The sequence below is a fragment of the Mesorhizobium sp. ANAO-SY3R2 genome (assembly GCF_042466635.1).
In the GTDB taxonomy this organism is placed as follows: domain Bacteria; phylum Pseudomonadota; class Alphaproteobacteria; order Rhizobiales; family Rhizobiaceae; genus Aminobacter.
Genome location: NZ_CP159955.1, coordinates 3,234,570 through 3,248,434, shown reverse-complemented (window position 1 = coordinate 3,248,434; position 13,865 = coordinate 3,234,570). Strand labels below are relative to the sequence as shown.

Genomic DNA, 13,865 nt, shown 5'->3' with positions numbered 1-13,865 from the left:
ACTTGCAGCGGCCCGGAGCGGAGGTCTCCGGGCCGGAAGCGTGTCAGGCAATCACGCCATCAGAACTTTGCGGTGATGCCGAGCTGGAGACTGTGCGTATACAGGTTGCCGTCCTCGTAGACGCCATAACCGTCGTTATCATCAAAATCGATGCTCGACACCGCCTTGAAGCGGTAACCGAAGTCGAGGTCGATATTCTGCGCGATCGCATAGGTCACGCCGCCGCCCAACTGACCGGCGAAGCCCCATTCTCCCTTGCCATAGCCATAGTCACTTCCGTTGAATTGGGTGTCTGCAGTCACATAGGCGGCACCCAAGCCGCCACCCAGATAGAGCGTTGCCTGATTGAAGTGCGCCACATCGGCCCACACGTTGGCAAGGAGGTATGTCGCCGAAACGTTGCCGTCGGCGGAGTAAGTACCTACGCCATTGTAGGTAAATGTGTCCGCACTATAACGTGCATAGGAGACTTCGCCTTCCACGCGGAACGCATCGTTGATCCGCCGGCCAACAGCACCGCCGACCACGAAGCCGGTTTTCAGATCCAGCGAGTACTCGTCGCCGTAAAAGTCCGTCTTCACATCCTGCGGGATGCTGACGCCGCCGAACAGCGACACGTACCAGAGGTCCTGCGGGGGCGGGGCTTCGGCTGCTACATCGGCGGCGCTTGCGGATGTGATCCCCGCCGCAAGAACCAGGGCCGAAACGCCGGATAATGTATACCTGTGCATGTGCTCACCTACTTTATACAACCTAAGGTAACGTTTGCGCTATAGGCCAGCCCGGCTGATTCTTGTCAATCGCTGCGAGTGCGCTTGCATCTTTTGCGTGTTTATGTGTGTCGATATTGCAACTTTTAGTAATTGCTGATGAAGCCCCGTTCCGGGCTCTCAGATCAGGCCGCAATCGTGTTTGCACATGGCCCGTTTGCTCATGGCCAATGCCAGGCGCTGGTGATCTGATCGGCCGGGCTTGAGCGAACTGCGGACTGCGGCCTAATCTTGCTACGCTGCCAGTTGCAGGCGGCGACAACCGCCAGGCGAGGAGCAGCATCATGACGGGCGCCCATACATCCATCCGCCAACCGCTCGACGGGCGTCATCGCCCGATGTTCATCGGCGGCCGATGGGTCGATGCCGCATCCGGCAAGACGTTCGAGACGCGCAATCCGGCCACTGGCGAGGTGATCGCCACCGTGCCGCGGGCGGAAAAGGAAGACATCGACCGTGCGGTTGCTGCGGCGCGCGCGGCTTTCGAAGGCCCGTGGAGCCGCTTCAATCCGCATGAGCGGCAAAAGCTCCTGCTCCGCATCGCCGATCTGTTCGAGCGCCACTGGGAAGAGATCTGCATCTCCGACACCACCGACATGGGCCTGCCCATCGTCAGGGCACGCGCCAACGCCAACCGCGTCACCGGCATGCTGCGCTACTATGCCGGCATGGCCACCGCCATTCACGGCCAGACCATCGAGAACTCGCTTCCCGGCGAGATCGTCTCCTTCACGCACAAGGAGCCGGTCGGCGTCGTCGGCGCCATCATCCCGTGGAACGCGCCGACGGCCGCCTCGGTGTGGAAGATCGGCCCCGCACTCGCCACCGGCTGCACCGTCGTGCTCAAGCCCTCGGAAGAGGCGCCGCTGACCCCGCTGCTGATCGCCGATCTGATGGCCGAAGCCGGCGTGCCCGACGGGGTCGTCAACGTGGTGACCGGCACGGGCATCGAGGCAGGCGTCCCGCTGGCCGAGCATATGGGTGTCGACAAGATCGTCTTCACCGGCTCGACCGCCACCGGTCAGAGCATCGTCCGCGCTTCGGCCGGCAACCTCAAGCGGGTGTCACTGGAACTCGGCGGCAAGTCGCCGGTCATCGTCTGCGCCGATGCTGATCTCGACCGCGCGGTGCCGGTCGCCGCCATGTCGGTCTTCGCCAATTCTGGCCAGATCTGCATCGCCGGCTCGCGCCTGTTCGTCGAACGCAAGATCCATGACGAGTTCGTCGAGCGCCTCGCCGCCTTTGCCGGGGCCTTGCGCATCGGCAACGGCATCGACCCCGACACCGAGATCGGTCCGCTGATCTCGGCGCGGCAGCTCGACCGCGTTGAGGGTTATTTGCGCGCCGGTGCGGAGGAGGGAGCTCGGCTGGTTGCCGGCGGAGGACGGTTGACTGATGGCGCGCTTGCCGGTGGCAACTTTATCGCACCGACCGTCTTTGCTGGCGTTTCCGACACCATGCGCATCGCGCGGGAAGAAATCTTCGGCCCGGTCATTTCGGCGATGCCGTTCGATACGCTCGACGAGGTGGTGACGCGCGCCAACGACACGCCCTACGGGCTCGCCGCTGGCGTGTTCACCCGCGACGTCGGCACGGCACATCGCCTGTCGCGGCGGCTGCGCGCCGGGTCGGTCTGGGTCAACACCTATCATGCCATCGACCCGGCGGTGCCCTTCGGCGGCTACAAGATGAGCGGCTATGGCCGCGAGGGCGGGGCCGAGCACCTCGACGAATATCTGAATACCAAGGGCGTCTTCATACGCATCGATTGAGCGGGCGCCCGTCAGCGCATCAACTGGAATTCGTAGAGCCGCCGATACAGGCCGCCCGTTTCCAGAAGGTCGTCGTGGCAGCCCTGTTCGGAGACCTTGCCCTTGTCCATGACGATGATGTTGTCGGCCTGGCGGACGGTGGAAAGCCGATGCGCGATGGCAATCGTCGTCCGCCCTTCGGACAGGAGCGCCAGCGCGTCGCGAAACAGCGCCTCCGATTCCGCATCGAGCGCGCTCGTGGCCTCGTCGAGCAGCAGCACCTTGGCGTCACGCAGGAGGGCGCGGGCGATCGACAGGCGCTGCTTCTGCCCGCCCGACAGGAACGAGCCGTTCTCGCCGACCTCGGTGTTGTAGCCCTTGGGCAGTGCCGTGATGAAGTCGTGCGCATTGGCAGCCTTGGCGGCCGCGATCACTTCTTCATCAGTGGTCCCCTCGCGGCCGAGCCGGATATTGTGCATGACACTGCCTGAAAACAGGAATGTGTCCTGGCTGACATAGGCGATGCGGTCGCGCACCGAGTGCAGCGTCGCATGCGAAATGTCCTGCCCGTCGAAGCGAACTTCGCCACTGTCGGGGTCGTACATGCGCATGATCAGGTTCATGACGGTCGACTTGCCGCTGCCCGAGGGGCCGACAAGTGCCGTCATCTTGCCGGGCGGAAATATCAGGTCGAGATCGCTGAGGACCGGCTTGCCATCGTTGTAGGAGAAGCTCACAGACTTGAACTCGACCTGGCCCGGGCCATCGTCCAGCGGCTTGGCGTCCGGCCGCTCGGCCAGCGTCAGCGGGCGGTCGGCAAGTTCGAACATCATGCGCACGCCGACAAGGCCGCTTTCGAGCGAGACGCGAACGCGAGCGAGGCGCTTTGCTGGCTCGTAGGCCAGCAGCAGCGCGGTGATGAAGGCCATGATGCTGCCCGGCGTCTGCCCGCCCTGGATGACGAGAAAGCCGCTGACCAGCACGACGCCGGAGATGGCAAGCCCCGCCAGGGTTTCCATGATCGGGCTGGTGCCTGCCTCAAGGGCCGCGATGGAGTTGGCGCGGCGTTCGACGTCGGCGACGGCCTTGTCCATCCGGTTGCGCATCAGCGATTCGAGGTTGAAGGACTTCACGATGCGCACGCCGATCGTGGTTTCCTGGATGACATGGACGATCTGGGCAAGCGACAGGAACTCTGCCTCCATGATCTTGCGCACCCGGCGCAGGATCTGGTTGACCCCGACGATCGCAAGCGGGCCGACGACGAAGGCGACAAGCGACAGCATCGGCTGCTGGAAAACCATGACCGCGACCAGCCCGATCAGCGTGACCAGGTCGCGCGCGAAGGACGTGACGATCAGGTCGAGCACCGCGCGCGCGGCTTGCGCGTTGTGTGTTACACGGGTGATGAGATCAGCCGATTTGACCGAATGGTAGAAGGCAAGGCCCTGCGCGAGGATGCGCTCATAGATCTTGCGCTGGCGTTCGGCGATGATGGCGTTGCCGACGCGGCTGAGGAACAGCCCCTGCACAAAGGTGGCGATGCCCTTGACGATGAATATCGCCGCTACCGCCCCCGCGATCTTGTAGACCTGGAAAATGTCCCTGCCGACCACGAACTCGTTGGTGATGTACTTCATGACCAGGGCGCTGGAAGCCGTCATGCCGGCGGTCACCAGCATGGCCGAAATCGCCACCGCATAGCCAACGGCATGTTTTCGGAACGACTCCTGCAGCAGCCGCCTGATCAGCAAGTGATTCTGCGTCGGACGAATAAAGCGAAGCAAATCAATGGATACCATAGGCCGCGCCCCCGCGATGGTCTATATAGCTACTGCAAGGGCTGGCGGAGGGAAACCATTTGCATCGCTGCCCCGGACTTTCGGTCGCAGCTGCCAACAACGTCGTGGACAGCGGATTGGCTGCGGATTGCCGCCATTTGCGATTTCGCTTACCCTTGACCAATCGATAAAAGTCTTTTCCCGACAAGATCATCAAGCCAGCCAGAGGTGGACAGAATGCAGAGGATTTCCAACAGTTTCGGCGTATCCCGGCGCACCCTCATCAAGGCTGCCGGCGCGTCGGCGGTGTTTGCCGCGGCGGGTCTGCCCGTCCGCCTCTTTGCTGCCGATCCCATCAAGGTCGCTGCCGTCTACACCGTGCCGGTGGAACAGCAGTGGGTCAGCCGTATCCACAAGGCGGCAAACGCCGCCAAGGAACGCGGCGACATCGAGTATGTCTACTCGGAAAACACCGCCAACAACGACTATGAGCGCGTCATGCGCGAATATGCCGAGGCTGGCTACCAGCTGATTCTCGGCGAGGTCTTCGGCGTCGAGGACGCTGCCCGCGCGGTTGCCAAGGACTATCCCAACGTCGCCTTCCTGATGGGCTCGAGCTTCAAGCCCGACGCCGCCGTGCCGAACTTCTCGGTGTTCGACAACTATATCCAGGACGCTTCCTACCTCTCTGGCATCGTTGCCGGCGCCATGACCAAGACCAAGAACATCGGCATGGTCGGCGGCTATCCGATCCCTGAGGTCAACCGGCTGATGAATGCCTTCATGGCAGGCGTCAAGGAAAGCGCGCCCGACGCCAAGTTCCAGGTCGCCTTCATCGGCTCGTGGTTCGATCCGCCCAAGGCCAAGGAAACCGCCTTCGCCCAGATCGACGGCGGCGCCGACCTGCTCTACGCCGAGCGTTTCGGCGTCTCCGACGCGGCCAAGGAAAAAGGCGCACTCGCTATCGGCAACGTCATCGACACCCAGGCCGACTATCCCGATACCGTGGTTGCCTCCGCGCTGTGGGACTTCCAGCCGACGCTCGACAAGGCGATATCAGAGGTCAAGGCCGGAACCTTCAAGGCCGAGGACTACGGCGTCTATTCCTTCATGAAGAACGGCGGCTCCTCGCTCGCCCCGCTCGGCACCTTCGACAGCAAGGTGCCCGACGAGGTCAAGGCCAAGGTTGCCGAGAAGGAAAAGGCCATCAAGGACGGCTCCTTAGTCGTAGAGATCAACGACGCCGAACCGAAATCGAACTGACGCCGAGCTATCCCTCCCCCTTGAGGGGAGGGTGGCCCGCGAAGCGGGCCGGGTGGGGTCGGCCTGGCCGGCCCCAATTCGCTGGACCTGAAAGAGGGCGTTCCGCGCTGCCGACATGACCCCACCCGCCTCGCTGCGCTCGGCACCCTCCCCTCAAGGGGGAGGGGAGGCCGCTGAACCCGTCCTGCGCCTCTCCGGCATCACCAAGCGTTTCGGCCCGCTCACGGCCAACGACGCCATTTCCTTTGAGCTGAAGCGCGGCGAGGTTATCGCCCTGCTCGGCGAAAACGGTGCCGGCAAGACGACGCTGATGAACATCCTGTTCGGACACTATGTCGCCGACGAGGGCACCGTCGAAGCCTTTGGCAAGCCGCTGCCGCATGGCGACCCGCGCGCCGCACTTGATGCCGGCATTGGCATGGTCCACCAGCATTTTACCCTCGCCGACAACATGACGGTGCTGGAGAATATCGCGCTCGGCACCCAGAAGCTGTGGAGCCCGCGCCTCGACCGGGCCGCCGCGCGACGACGCATTGAGCAGCTTGCCGCCGATTTCGGCCTCGCCGTCGATCCGGCTGCCACGGTCTCTTCGCTGTCGGTGGGCGAACGCCAGCGCGTCGAGATCCTCAAGGCGCTCTATCGCGATGCCCGCATCCTGATCCTCGACGAGCCGACGGCAGTGCTGACCCCGGCCGAGACCGACGCGCTGTTCCGCACCCTCAAGCTGCTGGTCGCCAAGGGCCTGTCGATCATCTTCATCTCGCACAAGCTCAACGAGGTCATGGCCGTCAGCGACCGCGTGCTCGTGCTGCGCGCCGGCCGTCTCGCCGGCGAGCGCCAAACCAGGGCGACCGACCGCAAGGAACTGGCGGCACTTATGGTCGGGCAGGAGGTTAAGCCGGCAGAGGTCATGCCGGTCGAGCCAGGCCAGGCGCTGCTCGTCCTGGACGACGTCTCCACCCACCGCCGCAACGGTGCAGCACTCGATCACGTCTCGCTGACCTTGCGCGCAGGCGAGATCACCGGGCTGGCCGGCGTGTCGGGCAACGGCCAGGCCGCACTCGCAGCACTCCTCTCCGGCATCGAACGCCCCACCGGCGGCACCATCACCATTGCCGGCACGCCTGCCGGCGATTGGTCGCCCCGTGCAGTTCTCGATCGTGGCATCGCCCGCATCCCCGAGGACCGCCACGCCGTCGGCACCATCGGCGACATGAGCGTCACCGAAAACGTCATCGCCGAACGCTACGCCAGCCCGCGCTTCAGCCGCATGGGCTTCCTCGACTGGAAGGCGGCGCGGGCCTTCGCCGAAGAGATCATCGCCGACTACGACGTCAAATGTCCGTCGCCCGAGGCGCGTATCCGGCTCCTGTCCGGCGGCAATATGCAGAAGCTGATCCTCGGCCGCGCGCTCGATCCCGAGCCGTCGGTCATCCTCGCCAGCCAGCCGACGCGTGGCCTCGATGTCGGCGCGGTCGCCTATGTCCATCGCATGCTGCTCGCGGCGCGGGCGAGGGGCGCGGCCGTCCTGCTGATTTCGGAGGATCTCGAGGAGATTCTCGCGCTGTCCGACCGGATCGTCGTGATGTCGAAGGGGCGGCTGTCGGCGCCATCGGCGCGCGGCGAGCGCACCATTCGGGAACTGGGGGAACTGATGGCCGGACACGGCGAAGAAGGGCACGTGGCGTGAGAATTTTGCACCAATTTGCCCCCTCATCCGGCCCTTCGGGCCACCTTCTCCCCGTTGGGGAGAAGAGGCGAGCGGCAACGTCTCAAATCTCCTCTCCCCTCGGGGAGAGGTCGGCCGAGCGAAGCGGAGGCCGGGTGAGGGGGAATTCCTGCGGAGTGCGCTATGCGGCTTGAGCCTAAACCAGCGCCTTCGCTGGCCGTAACCTTGCTCTATCCGCTGGCAGCGATCGTTGCCACGTTTGTGTTCTCGTCGCTGCTTGTGCTGGCCGCCGGCGCCTCGCCGCTGTCGGTGTTCTATCTGGTCGCCAAGGGCGCGGCCGGCTCGCAATTCGCACTGCTCGAGACACTCACTCGCGCCACGCCGCTGATCTTCACCGGTCTCGCCGTCGCCGTCGCCTTCCGCGCCAAGCTTTGGAACATCGGCGCCGAGGCGCAGCTCTATATCGGCGGCGTGGTCACCGTGGTGCTCGGCACCGGCGCGCTGCCGCTGCCGGCGGTGGTGCTGATTCCGGTCATCATGATCGCCGCGATGCTCGCCGGCGGTCTTCTGCTGCTCGGGCCGGCGGTGCTGAAGACCCGCTTCGGCGTCGACGAGGTGGTCACCACGCTGCTGCTCAACTTCATCGTGCTGCTGTTCGTCTCGATGCTGCTCGAAGGCGTGCTCAAGGACCCGATGGGGCTGGGCTGGCCGCAGTCGCAGAAGGTGATTGCCGAGGCGCAACTACCGCGCATCATCCAGGGCAAGCGCCTGCACTACGGCTTCGTCATCGCCATCGTCTCGGCCATTGTGATCTGGGTCATCATGAAGAAGACCGTGCTCGGCTACGAGATGCGCGCCGTCGGCCACAATCCCGAAGGCGCGCGCTTCGTCGGCATCCCGGTCAACCGCGTGCTGATGAAGACGGCGCTGCTATCGGGCGGGCTGGCCGCACTCGCCGGCTTCTCCGAAGTGTCCGGCCTCAAGGGCAACCTGACGCTCGACCTGTCGCCGGGCTATGGCTATTCGGGCATCGTCGTTGCCATGCTGGCGATGCTCAATCCTCTCGGCGTCATCGCCTCGGCGATCTTCGTTGCCGGCATCTTCGTCGGCGCCGACGCCATGAGCCGCGTTGCCAAGGTGCCGAGCTACATCGCCGACGTCATGGTCGCGACCTCGCTGCTCACCATGGTGGTGGCGATCCTGTTGACGCGCTTCCGGGTGAAGTGGAGGTGACCATGGACGCGCTCGAAATCCTCTTCACCGCATCCTTCTGGGTGGCGGCCATCCGCATAGCTTCGCCGCTGATCTTCGCCACCATGGGCGAGCTGATCTGCGAGCGCGCTGGTCTGCTCAATCTCGGCATCGAAGGCATCATGACCGCTGGCGCCTTCGCCGGCTGGTTCACTGTCTATTCCGGCGGCGATCTGTGGACCGGCGTGGCGGTCGCGGCCCTTGCGGGCGCGATGTTCGGACTGCTGCATGCCACGCTGACCGTGCCGCTCGGCCTGTCGCAGCACGTAGTCGGCATCGGTGTGACGCTGCTTGCCACGAGCCTGACCTATTTCACCTACCGCCTGGCGCTGCCCGAGGTCACCTCGCCGCCCAAGATCGAGCCGTTCCAGCCGCTGCCGATCCCCGGCCTGTCGGAGATTCCGGTGCTCGGCGAGGCGCTGTTTACGCAGACGCCGCTGACCTACCTCGCCTTCGTTACCGTCGCCGTCGTCGCCTGGGTGCTCTACCGCACACCACTTGGTCTCGCGGTTCGCGCCGCCGGCGAAAACCCCTCGGCCGTCGAGGCGCAGGGCATCTCCGTCACCGGCATCCGCATGGGCGCGGTGATGGTCGGCAGCGCGCTGATGGCGGTCGGCGGCGCCTTCCTCACCATGTCGGCGTTCAACTCGTTCTTCTTCCAGATGATCAACGGCCGCGGCTGGATCTGCATTGCGTTGGTGGTGTTCGGCTCGTGGCGGCCGGGCAAGGCGCTTCTGGGCGCCATCCTGTTTGCCGCGTTCGACGCCTACCAGGTGCGCCTGCAGCAAATTTCCGGCGGCGTCGTGCCCTATCAGGTTTTCCTGATGATGCCTTACGCCCTATCTATTCTGGCGCTTATCCTGGTGGCGCGCCGCGCCACCTATCCCAAGGCGCTGATGATCCCCTATCAGAAAGGCGAAAGATGAGCTTTGACCTGATCGTCCGTGGCGGCACGCTGCCCGACGGAACCGTGGCCGACATCGGCATTCGTGGCGACAAGATTGCTGCCATCGAGCCGAATATTGCTGGCGAGGCCGAGAAGGTCGTCGACGCTTCGGGCAACCTCGTGTCGCAGCCTTTCGTCGATCCGCATTTCCACATGGATGCGACGCTGTCCTATGGCATCCCGCGCATCAATGCCTCGGGCACGCTGCTTGAGGGCATCGCGCTCTGGGGCGAACTCAAGCCGCTGTTGACCCATGAGGCGGTCAAGCAGCGCGCGCTGGATTATTGCGACTGGGCCGTGTCGATGGGCCTGCTCGCCATCCGCACCCATGTCGACACCTGCGACGACCGCCTGCTCGCCGTCGAGGCGCTGCTCGAGGTCAAGAAGGAGATCGCGCCCTATATCGACCTGCAGCTCGTTGCTTTCCCGCAGGACGGTTTCTATCGTTCGCCGACGGCGCGCGAAAACACTATCCGCGCGCTCGACATGGGCGTCGAGATTGTCGGCGGCATCCCGCATTTCGAGCGCACCATGGCCGACGGCACGCGCTCGGTCACCGAGCTCTGCGAGATTGCAGCCGAACGCGGCCTCATGGTCGACCTGCATTGCGACGAGACCGACGATCCGAACTCGCGCCATATCGAGCAGCTTGCCTATGAAACTCAGCGCCTCGGCCTGCAGGGCAGGGTGAACGGCTCGCACCTCACCTCCATGCATTCCATGGACAATTACTACGTCTCGAAGCTGTTGCCGCTGATTGCCGAGGCCGGCGTTTCAGCCTGCCCGAACCCGCTCATCAACATCGTCATCCAGGGCCGCCACGACACCTATCCCAAGCGCCGCGGCATGACGCGCGTGCCCGAGATGCTGAAGGCCGGGATCAAGGTCGGCTTCGGCCAGGATTGCGTGCTCGACCCTTGGTATCCGCTCGGCACCGCCGACATGCTCGACGTCGCCTTCATGGGCCTTCATGTCGCCCAGATGACCAGCCCGGCCGACATGCGCCAGTGTTTCGACATGGTCACCAGGACCAATGCCGAGATCATGGGGCTCGACCATCTCGGCCTCGAGGTCGGCAAGACAGCGAGCTTGGTCGTGCTCGACGCCGGCAATCCGGTCGAGGCGCTGCGCCTGCGCGCCGAGCGGCTTTGCGTCGTCGCCAAGGGCAAGGTCGTCGCCGAGCGTCCGAAGCGCGAAACGGCGCTGTCGATTGCTGGCCGCCCGGCCACGGTCAATCGTCGCCACGTAGTGCCGTCACAGGCGAACTGAGGCTGCACGGTTCGCGCCTGACGCGTGCGACGCCGCAACGCATGAGAGCTGGATAGATTGCCCTCGCAAAAGCCGTTTTCTGCGCCTATTTAGGCGCAGTTCGGGCTCGGCGCCCGCCGGGTTCAGCACTCATGACATTCAAACAAGCCATCGCTCTGCCCAAGAGCAATCTCGTTCTTGCGGGCGTCCTGCTGATGCTGATGGGCGACTTCATGTTCGCCCTCAACGATGCCATGGGCAAATGGCTGGTCACCAGCTATTCGGTCGGCCAGGTGCTGTTCATCCGATCGGTCGGCGCCTTCATCATTCTCGGCCCGATGCTCGCCAGGCAGGGCCTCGCGCCTCTGGCCAAGGTCGATCGTCCCGGCTTGCAGTTTCTGCGCGTGGTGCTGGCGACGGCCGACACGGCGCTGTTCTACGCTGCGGTCGTCTACCTGCCGTTGGCCGACGTCATGACCTTTTACATGGCCGGCCCGATCTACATGGCGGCTCTGTCGCACTTCTTCCTTGGCGAGAAGGTCGGCTGGCGCCGATGGCTGGCGATTGTTCTAGGCTTCTGCGGAGTGGTCATTGCCCTCAAGCCGTCTGCGGCTTCGCTTGCGTGGCCGTCGCTGTTCGCGCTGGTCGGCAGCCTGTCTTTCGCGATTTCGCTGATCCTGAGCCGCAAGCTGCGCACCACCAGCGACACCACGCTGGTCACCTGGCAGACGATTGGCGCGCTTGCCATGGGCGTCATACTTGCGGTTGGCGACTGGCAGTCGGCAAGTGCGCTCGACTGGTCGGCCATGCTTTTGCTCGGCATCGTCTCCTGCGCAGCGCACCTGATGATCACGCGCGCGCTCAAGCTCGCGCCCGCCTCGCTGCTGGCGCCGCTGCAATACACGCTGCTGTTGTGGGCGGTGGTCTTCGGCGTCGTCTTCTTCAACGACTTTCCCGACACTCAGATCCTCGTCGGCTCGGCCATCATCGTCTTCGCCGGCCTGTTCATCTTCCACCGCCAGAAGGTGGTGGACAAGACCGAGCCCGAGACGGTGTCGACGAGCGTGCACTGACGCGCGCGGCAGGTTTAAGGACTTACCCCCACCTCTAACCCCTCCCCACAAGGGGGAGGGGAACGCCGTCGCGCCTGACAGCGTTCACGTGATCTTCGTGTCAGGCACGCCGAAAAGTCCCCCTCCCCCTTGTGGGGAGGGGTTAGGGGTGGGGGTACATCGGCGACTACAATTGCGCGGGACGTCTACCGCCCCAGCACCAGCGCCCAGTAGCGCTTGTCGCTGCCCTTGGCCTCATGCATGTAAGCCAGGCCGAACTTGGTGAAACGCGGATCGAGCATGTTTCGGCGGTGGCCGTCCGAATTCATCCACATCGAAAACAGCTTAGCCGGGTCCATGGCGCCCTGGGCGATGTTTTCGGCGGCAGGGCCCGGGACGCCATTGTCCTTCAGGCGCGTGGAAAAATCCCGGCCGCGGCCGGTGGTGTGGTTCATCTTGCCGCTCTGGGCCATGTAGGTGGCCTGCTGCAGGGCCGCCTGGCCGAGCGCCGCGTCCGGCCTGAGCGGCGGCAGGCCATGCTCCGAGCGGATGGTCTGGAGATAGGTGACGCCGGTGGCGGAATCGACCGCGCCTTCGCCCGCAACCCTGGTGACTGTCTGGCTCTGGCATGCGGCGAGCGCCAGAAGGCCCCCCATCGCTGCAGCCGTCATCAATCGGTTCAGCCGTTTCGCCATGTCTTGGTCCTTGTCTCGGTGCCCGTCCTAGGCAGCCTTGATAAGACAGATCATGGCTTTTTGGCGAGTGCTCATGGATGGGTACGTCACGACCAGCGCCGGCGGCGCTGGTCGCTGTTTCAGGCGGGGACGTTCCCCGGCAGCTTATGCCACCGCCGGCGCCTCGATATTGCGTCCCTTTGCGCCGCCAAGGTCGCGTTCCTCGGCTTCGAGCTGCTGCGCCTTGGGCACCGACAGCCAGACCGCTAGCGCGAAGCCGGCGATGCCGCCGCCGAGCTTGCCGAGCAGCACGGGCAGGATCATCGTCGGCTGGAAGTTCGCCGTAAAGGCAAGGTGGTCGCCGAACATGAAGGCCGCGCAGACGGCGAAGGCGATGGTCAGCACCTTATCCTTCGGACGCATGGAGCCGACCAGCCGGAACATGGCCAGGATGTTCGCCATCGCCGCCAAAAGGCCGGCCGCTCCCTGCGGCTGCAGGCCGATGCGCGCGCCCAGCACTTCCATCGGCCCGGCCAGGTATTTCGTGATCAGGTAGACCATCGGGAAGGCGCCGGCCAGCATGATGCCGATATAGCCGGCGATCTCGAGCGCGCGGAACTGATCATCGGCGTCGGCGATGATGGGAGCAAAGCCCCACGAGCCGAAGACGGTGGTGAAGATGCCGGTGAAGTATTCCACGATCGAGAACGCCAGCACCAGTGTGATGCCGGCATTCATGATCTTGCCGAACCATAGGAAGCCCTTGATCATCGCGTCGGGTATGAAGCGCAGCCCAAGTGCGATCGCCACGCAAAAGATGATCAGCGGCAGAAGGTTGGTCAGGATCACCCCAAGCGTCAGGCCGATCTGGTGGGTGGCATCGCCGCTGGTGGCGATTTCGGGCCGTACGCTCAGCCCGGAAACGGCCAGCAGTGCGCAGGTGATGAACACGCCGACCGGAATGCTCAGCACGCCCGACATGATGCCCAGCGCCATGTATTTGTGGTCGCGCTTGGCGAGCATGGCGAGGCCTACGGGGATCGAGAAGATGATCGTCGCGCCGGCCATGAAGCCGACCACGAGCGCCATGATCCAACCATCGCGCGACTGCGCCAGCACGTCGGCCAACTGGTAGCCGCCCATGTCTGCGGCGATGATGGTGGTGGCGGCGATGGCGGGATCGGCGCCGATCATCGCAAACGCCGGGCCGACCGCCACGCGGACGACCTCCGACAGATAGGGGATCGATGCCATGATGCCGGCCACAGGCACGAAGATCGGGCCGATGCTGTAGATGCCCTCGAAGAACTCCTTGCCGAGGCCCTTTTCGTTGTCCCTGATCGCTGCGATCGCGCCTGCGATGGCGCAGGCCATGATGATGTAGATTACAACTGTACCAATGGCTGCCATAGCTGGTTCTCCCCCCCTTTATGTGACAGTCTGGATGGTGCTCGAAATCA

Annotated in this window: 11 protein-coding genes; 7 read left to right on the top strand and 4 right to left on the bottom strand. The window is 64.3% G+C overall.

The genetic code is table 11. The features are described 5' to 3' along the window. Positions 1-59: 59 nt before the first annotated feature. Positions 60-731, bottom strand: a complete 672-nt coding sequence (locus tag ABSY17_RS20515) for an outer membrane protein (RefSeq protein WP_378944760.1) — start codon at positions 729-731, stop codon at positions 60-62. 323 nt (positions 732-1,054) lie between these two features. Here ABSY17_RS20515 and ABSY17_RS20510 point away from each other — a divergent pair, with 323 nt between their 5' ends. Next, positions 1,055-2,542, top strand: coding sequence for an aldehyde dehydrogenase family protein (locus ABSY17_RS20510; RefSeq protein ID WP_378944758.1), 1,488 nt, complete (start codon positions 1,055-1,057; stop codon positions 2,540-2,542). An 11-nt stretch (positions 2,543-2,553) separates the two neighbouring features. Here ABSY17_RS20510 and ABSY17_RS20505 read toward each other — a convergent pair whose 3' ends face one another. Next, entirely contained in the window at positions 2,554-4,308 is a 1,755-nt protein-coding gene (locus ABSY17_RS20505; RefSeq protein ID WP_378952911.1) for an ABC transporter ATP-binding protein, read from the bottom strand. A gap of 231 nt (positions 4,309-4,539) precedes the next feature. On the opposite strand from ABSY17_RS20505, the gene ABSY17_RS20500 reads away from it, so the two are divergent. From ABSY17_RS20500 to ABSY17_RS20475, 6 genes are all read left to right on the top strand, one after another. Beyond that, positions 4,540-5,565, top strand: coding sequence for a BMP family protein (locus tag ABSY17_RS20500; protein ID WP_378944755.1), 1,026 nt, complete (start codon positions 4,540-4,542; stop codon positions 5,563-5,565). 115 nt (positions 5,566-5,680) lie between these two features. Then, positions 5,681-7,255 carry an ABC transporter ATP-binding protein gene (locus tag ABSY17_RS20495; protein WP_378944752.1) on the top strand — a complete coding sequence of 525 codons (1,575 nt, stop codon included), beginning with the start codon at positions 5,681-5,683 and terminating at the stop codon, positions 7,253-7,255. 162 nt (positions 7,256-7,417) lie between these two features. Continuing rightward, positions 7,418-8,467: an ABC transporter permease gene (locus ABSY17_RS20490; RefSeq protein ID WP_378944749.1), complete on the top strand. Its 1,050-nt coding sequence runs from the start codon at positions 7,418-7,420 to the stop codon at positions 8,465-8,467. 2 nt (positions 8,468-8,469) lie between these two features. Continuing rightward, positions 8,470-9,411: an ABC transporter permease gene (locus ABSY17_RS20485; RefSeq protein WP_378944746.1), complete on the top strand. Its 942-nt coding sequence runs from the start codon at positions 8,470-8,472 to the stop codon at positions 9,409-9,411. Continuing rightward, the gene (locus tag ABSY17_RS20480; protein ID WP_378944743.1) at positions 9,408-10,700 is read left to right on the top strand and encodes an amidohydrolase family protein; all 1,293 of its coding nucleotides are present in this window, start codon (positions 9,408-9,410) and stop codon (positions 10,698-10,700) included. The genes ABSY17_RS20485 and ABSY17_RS20480 overlap by 4 nt, the downstream gene beginning before the upstream one ends. Before the next feature lie 131 nt (positions 10,701-10,831). Next, positions 10,832-11,752 carry a DMT family transporter gene (locus ABSY17_RS20475; protein ID WP_378944740.1) on the top strand — a complete coding sequence of 307 codons (921 nt, stop codon included), beginning with the start codon at positions 10,832-10,834 and terminating at the stop codon, positions 11,750-11,752. Between the two features lie 185 nt (positions 11,753-11,937). On the opposite strand, the gene ABSY17_RS20470 is transcribed toward ABSY17_RS20475, so the two are convergent. Both ABSY17_RS20470 and eutH read right to left on the bottom strand, forming a co-directional pair. Then, positions 11,938-12,426 (bottom strand): CAP domain-containing protein, encoded by a 489-nt coding sequence (locus tag ABSY17_RS20470; protein WP_378944737.1) that lies wholly within the window; start codon positions 12,424-12,426, stop codon positions 11,938-11,940. Between the two features lie 144 nt (positions 12,427-12,570). After that, the gene (eutH, locus tag ABSY17_RS20465) at positions 12,571-13,815 is read right to left on the bottom strand and encodes an ethanolamine utilization protein EutH (RefSeq protein ID WP_378944734.1); all 1,245 of its coding nucleotides are present in this window, start codon (positions 13,813-13,815) and stop codon (positions 12,571-12,573) included. Between the last annotated feature and the right edge of the window lie 50 nt (positions 13,816-13,865).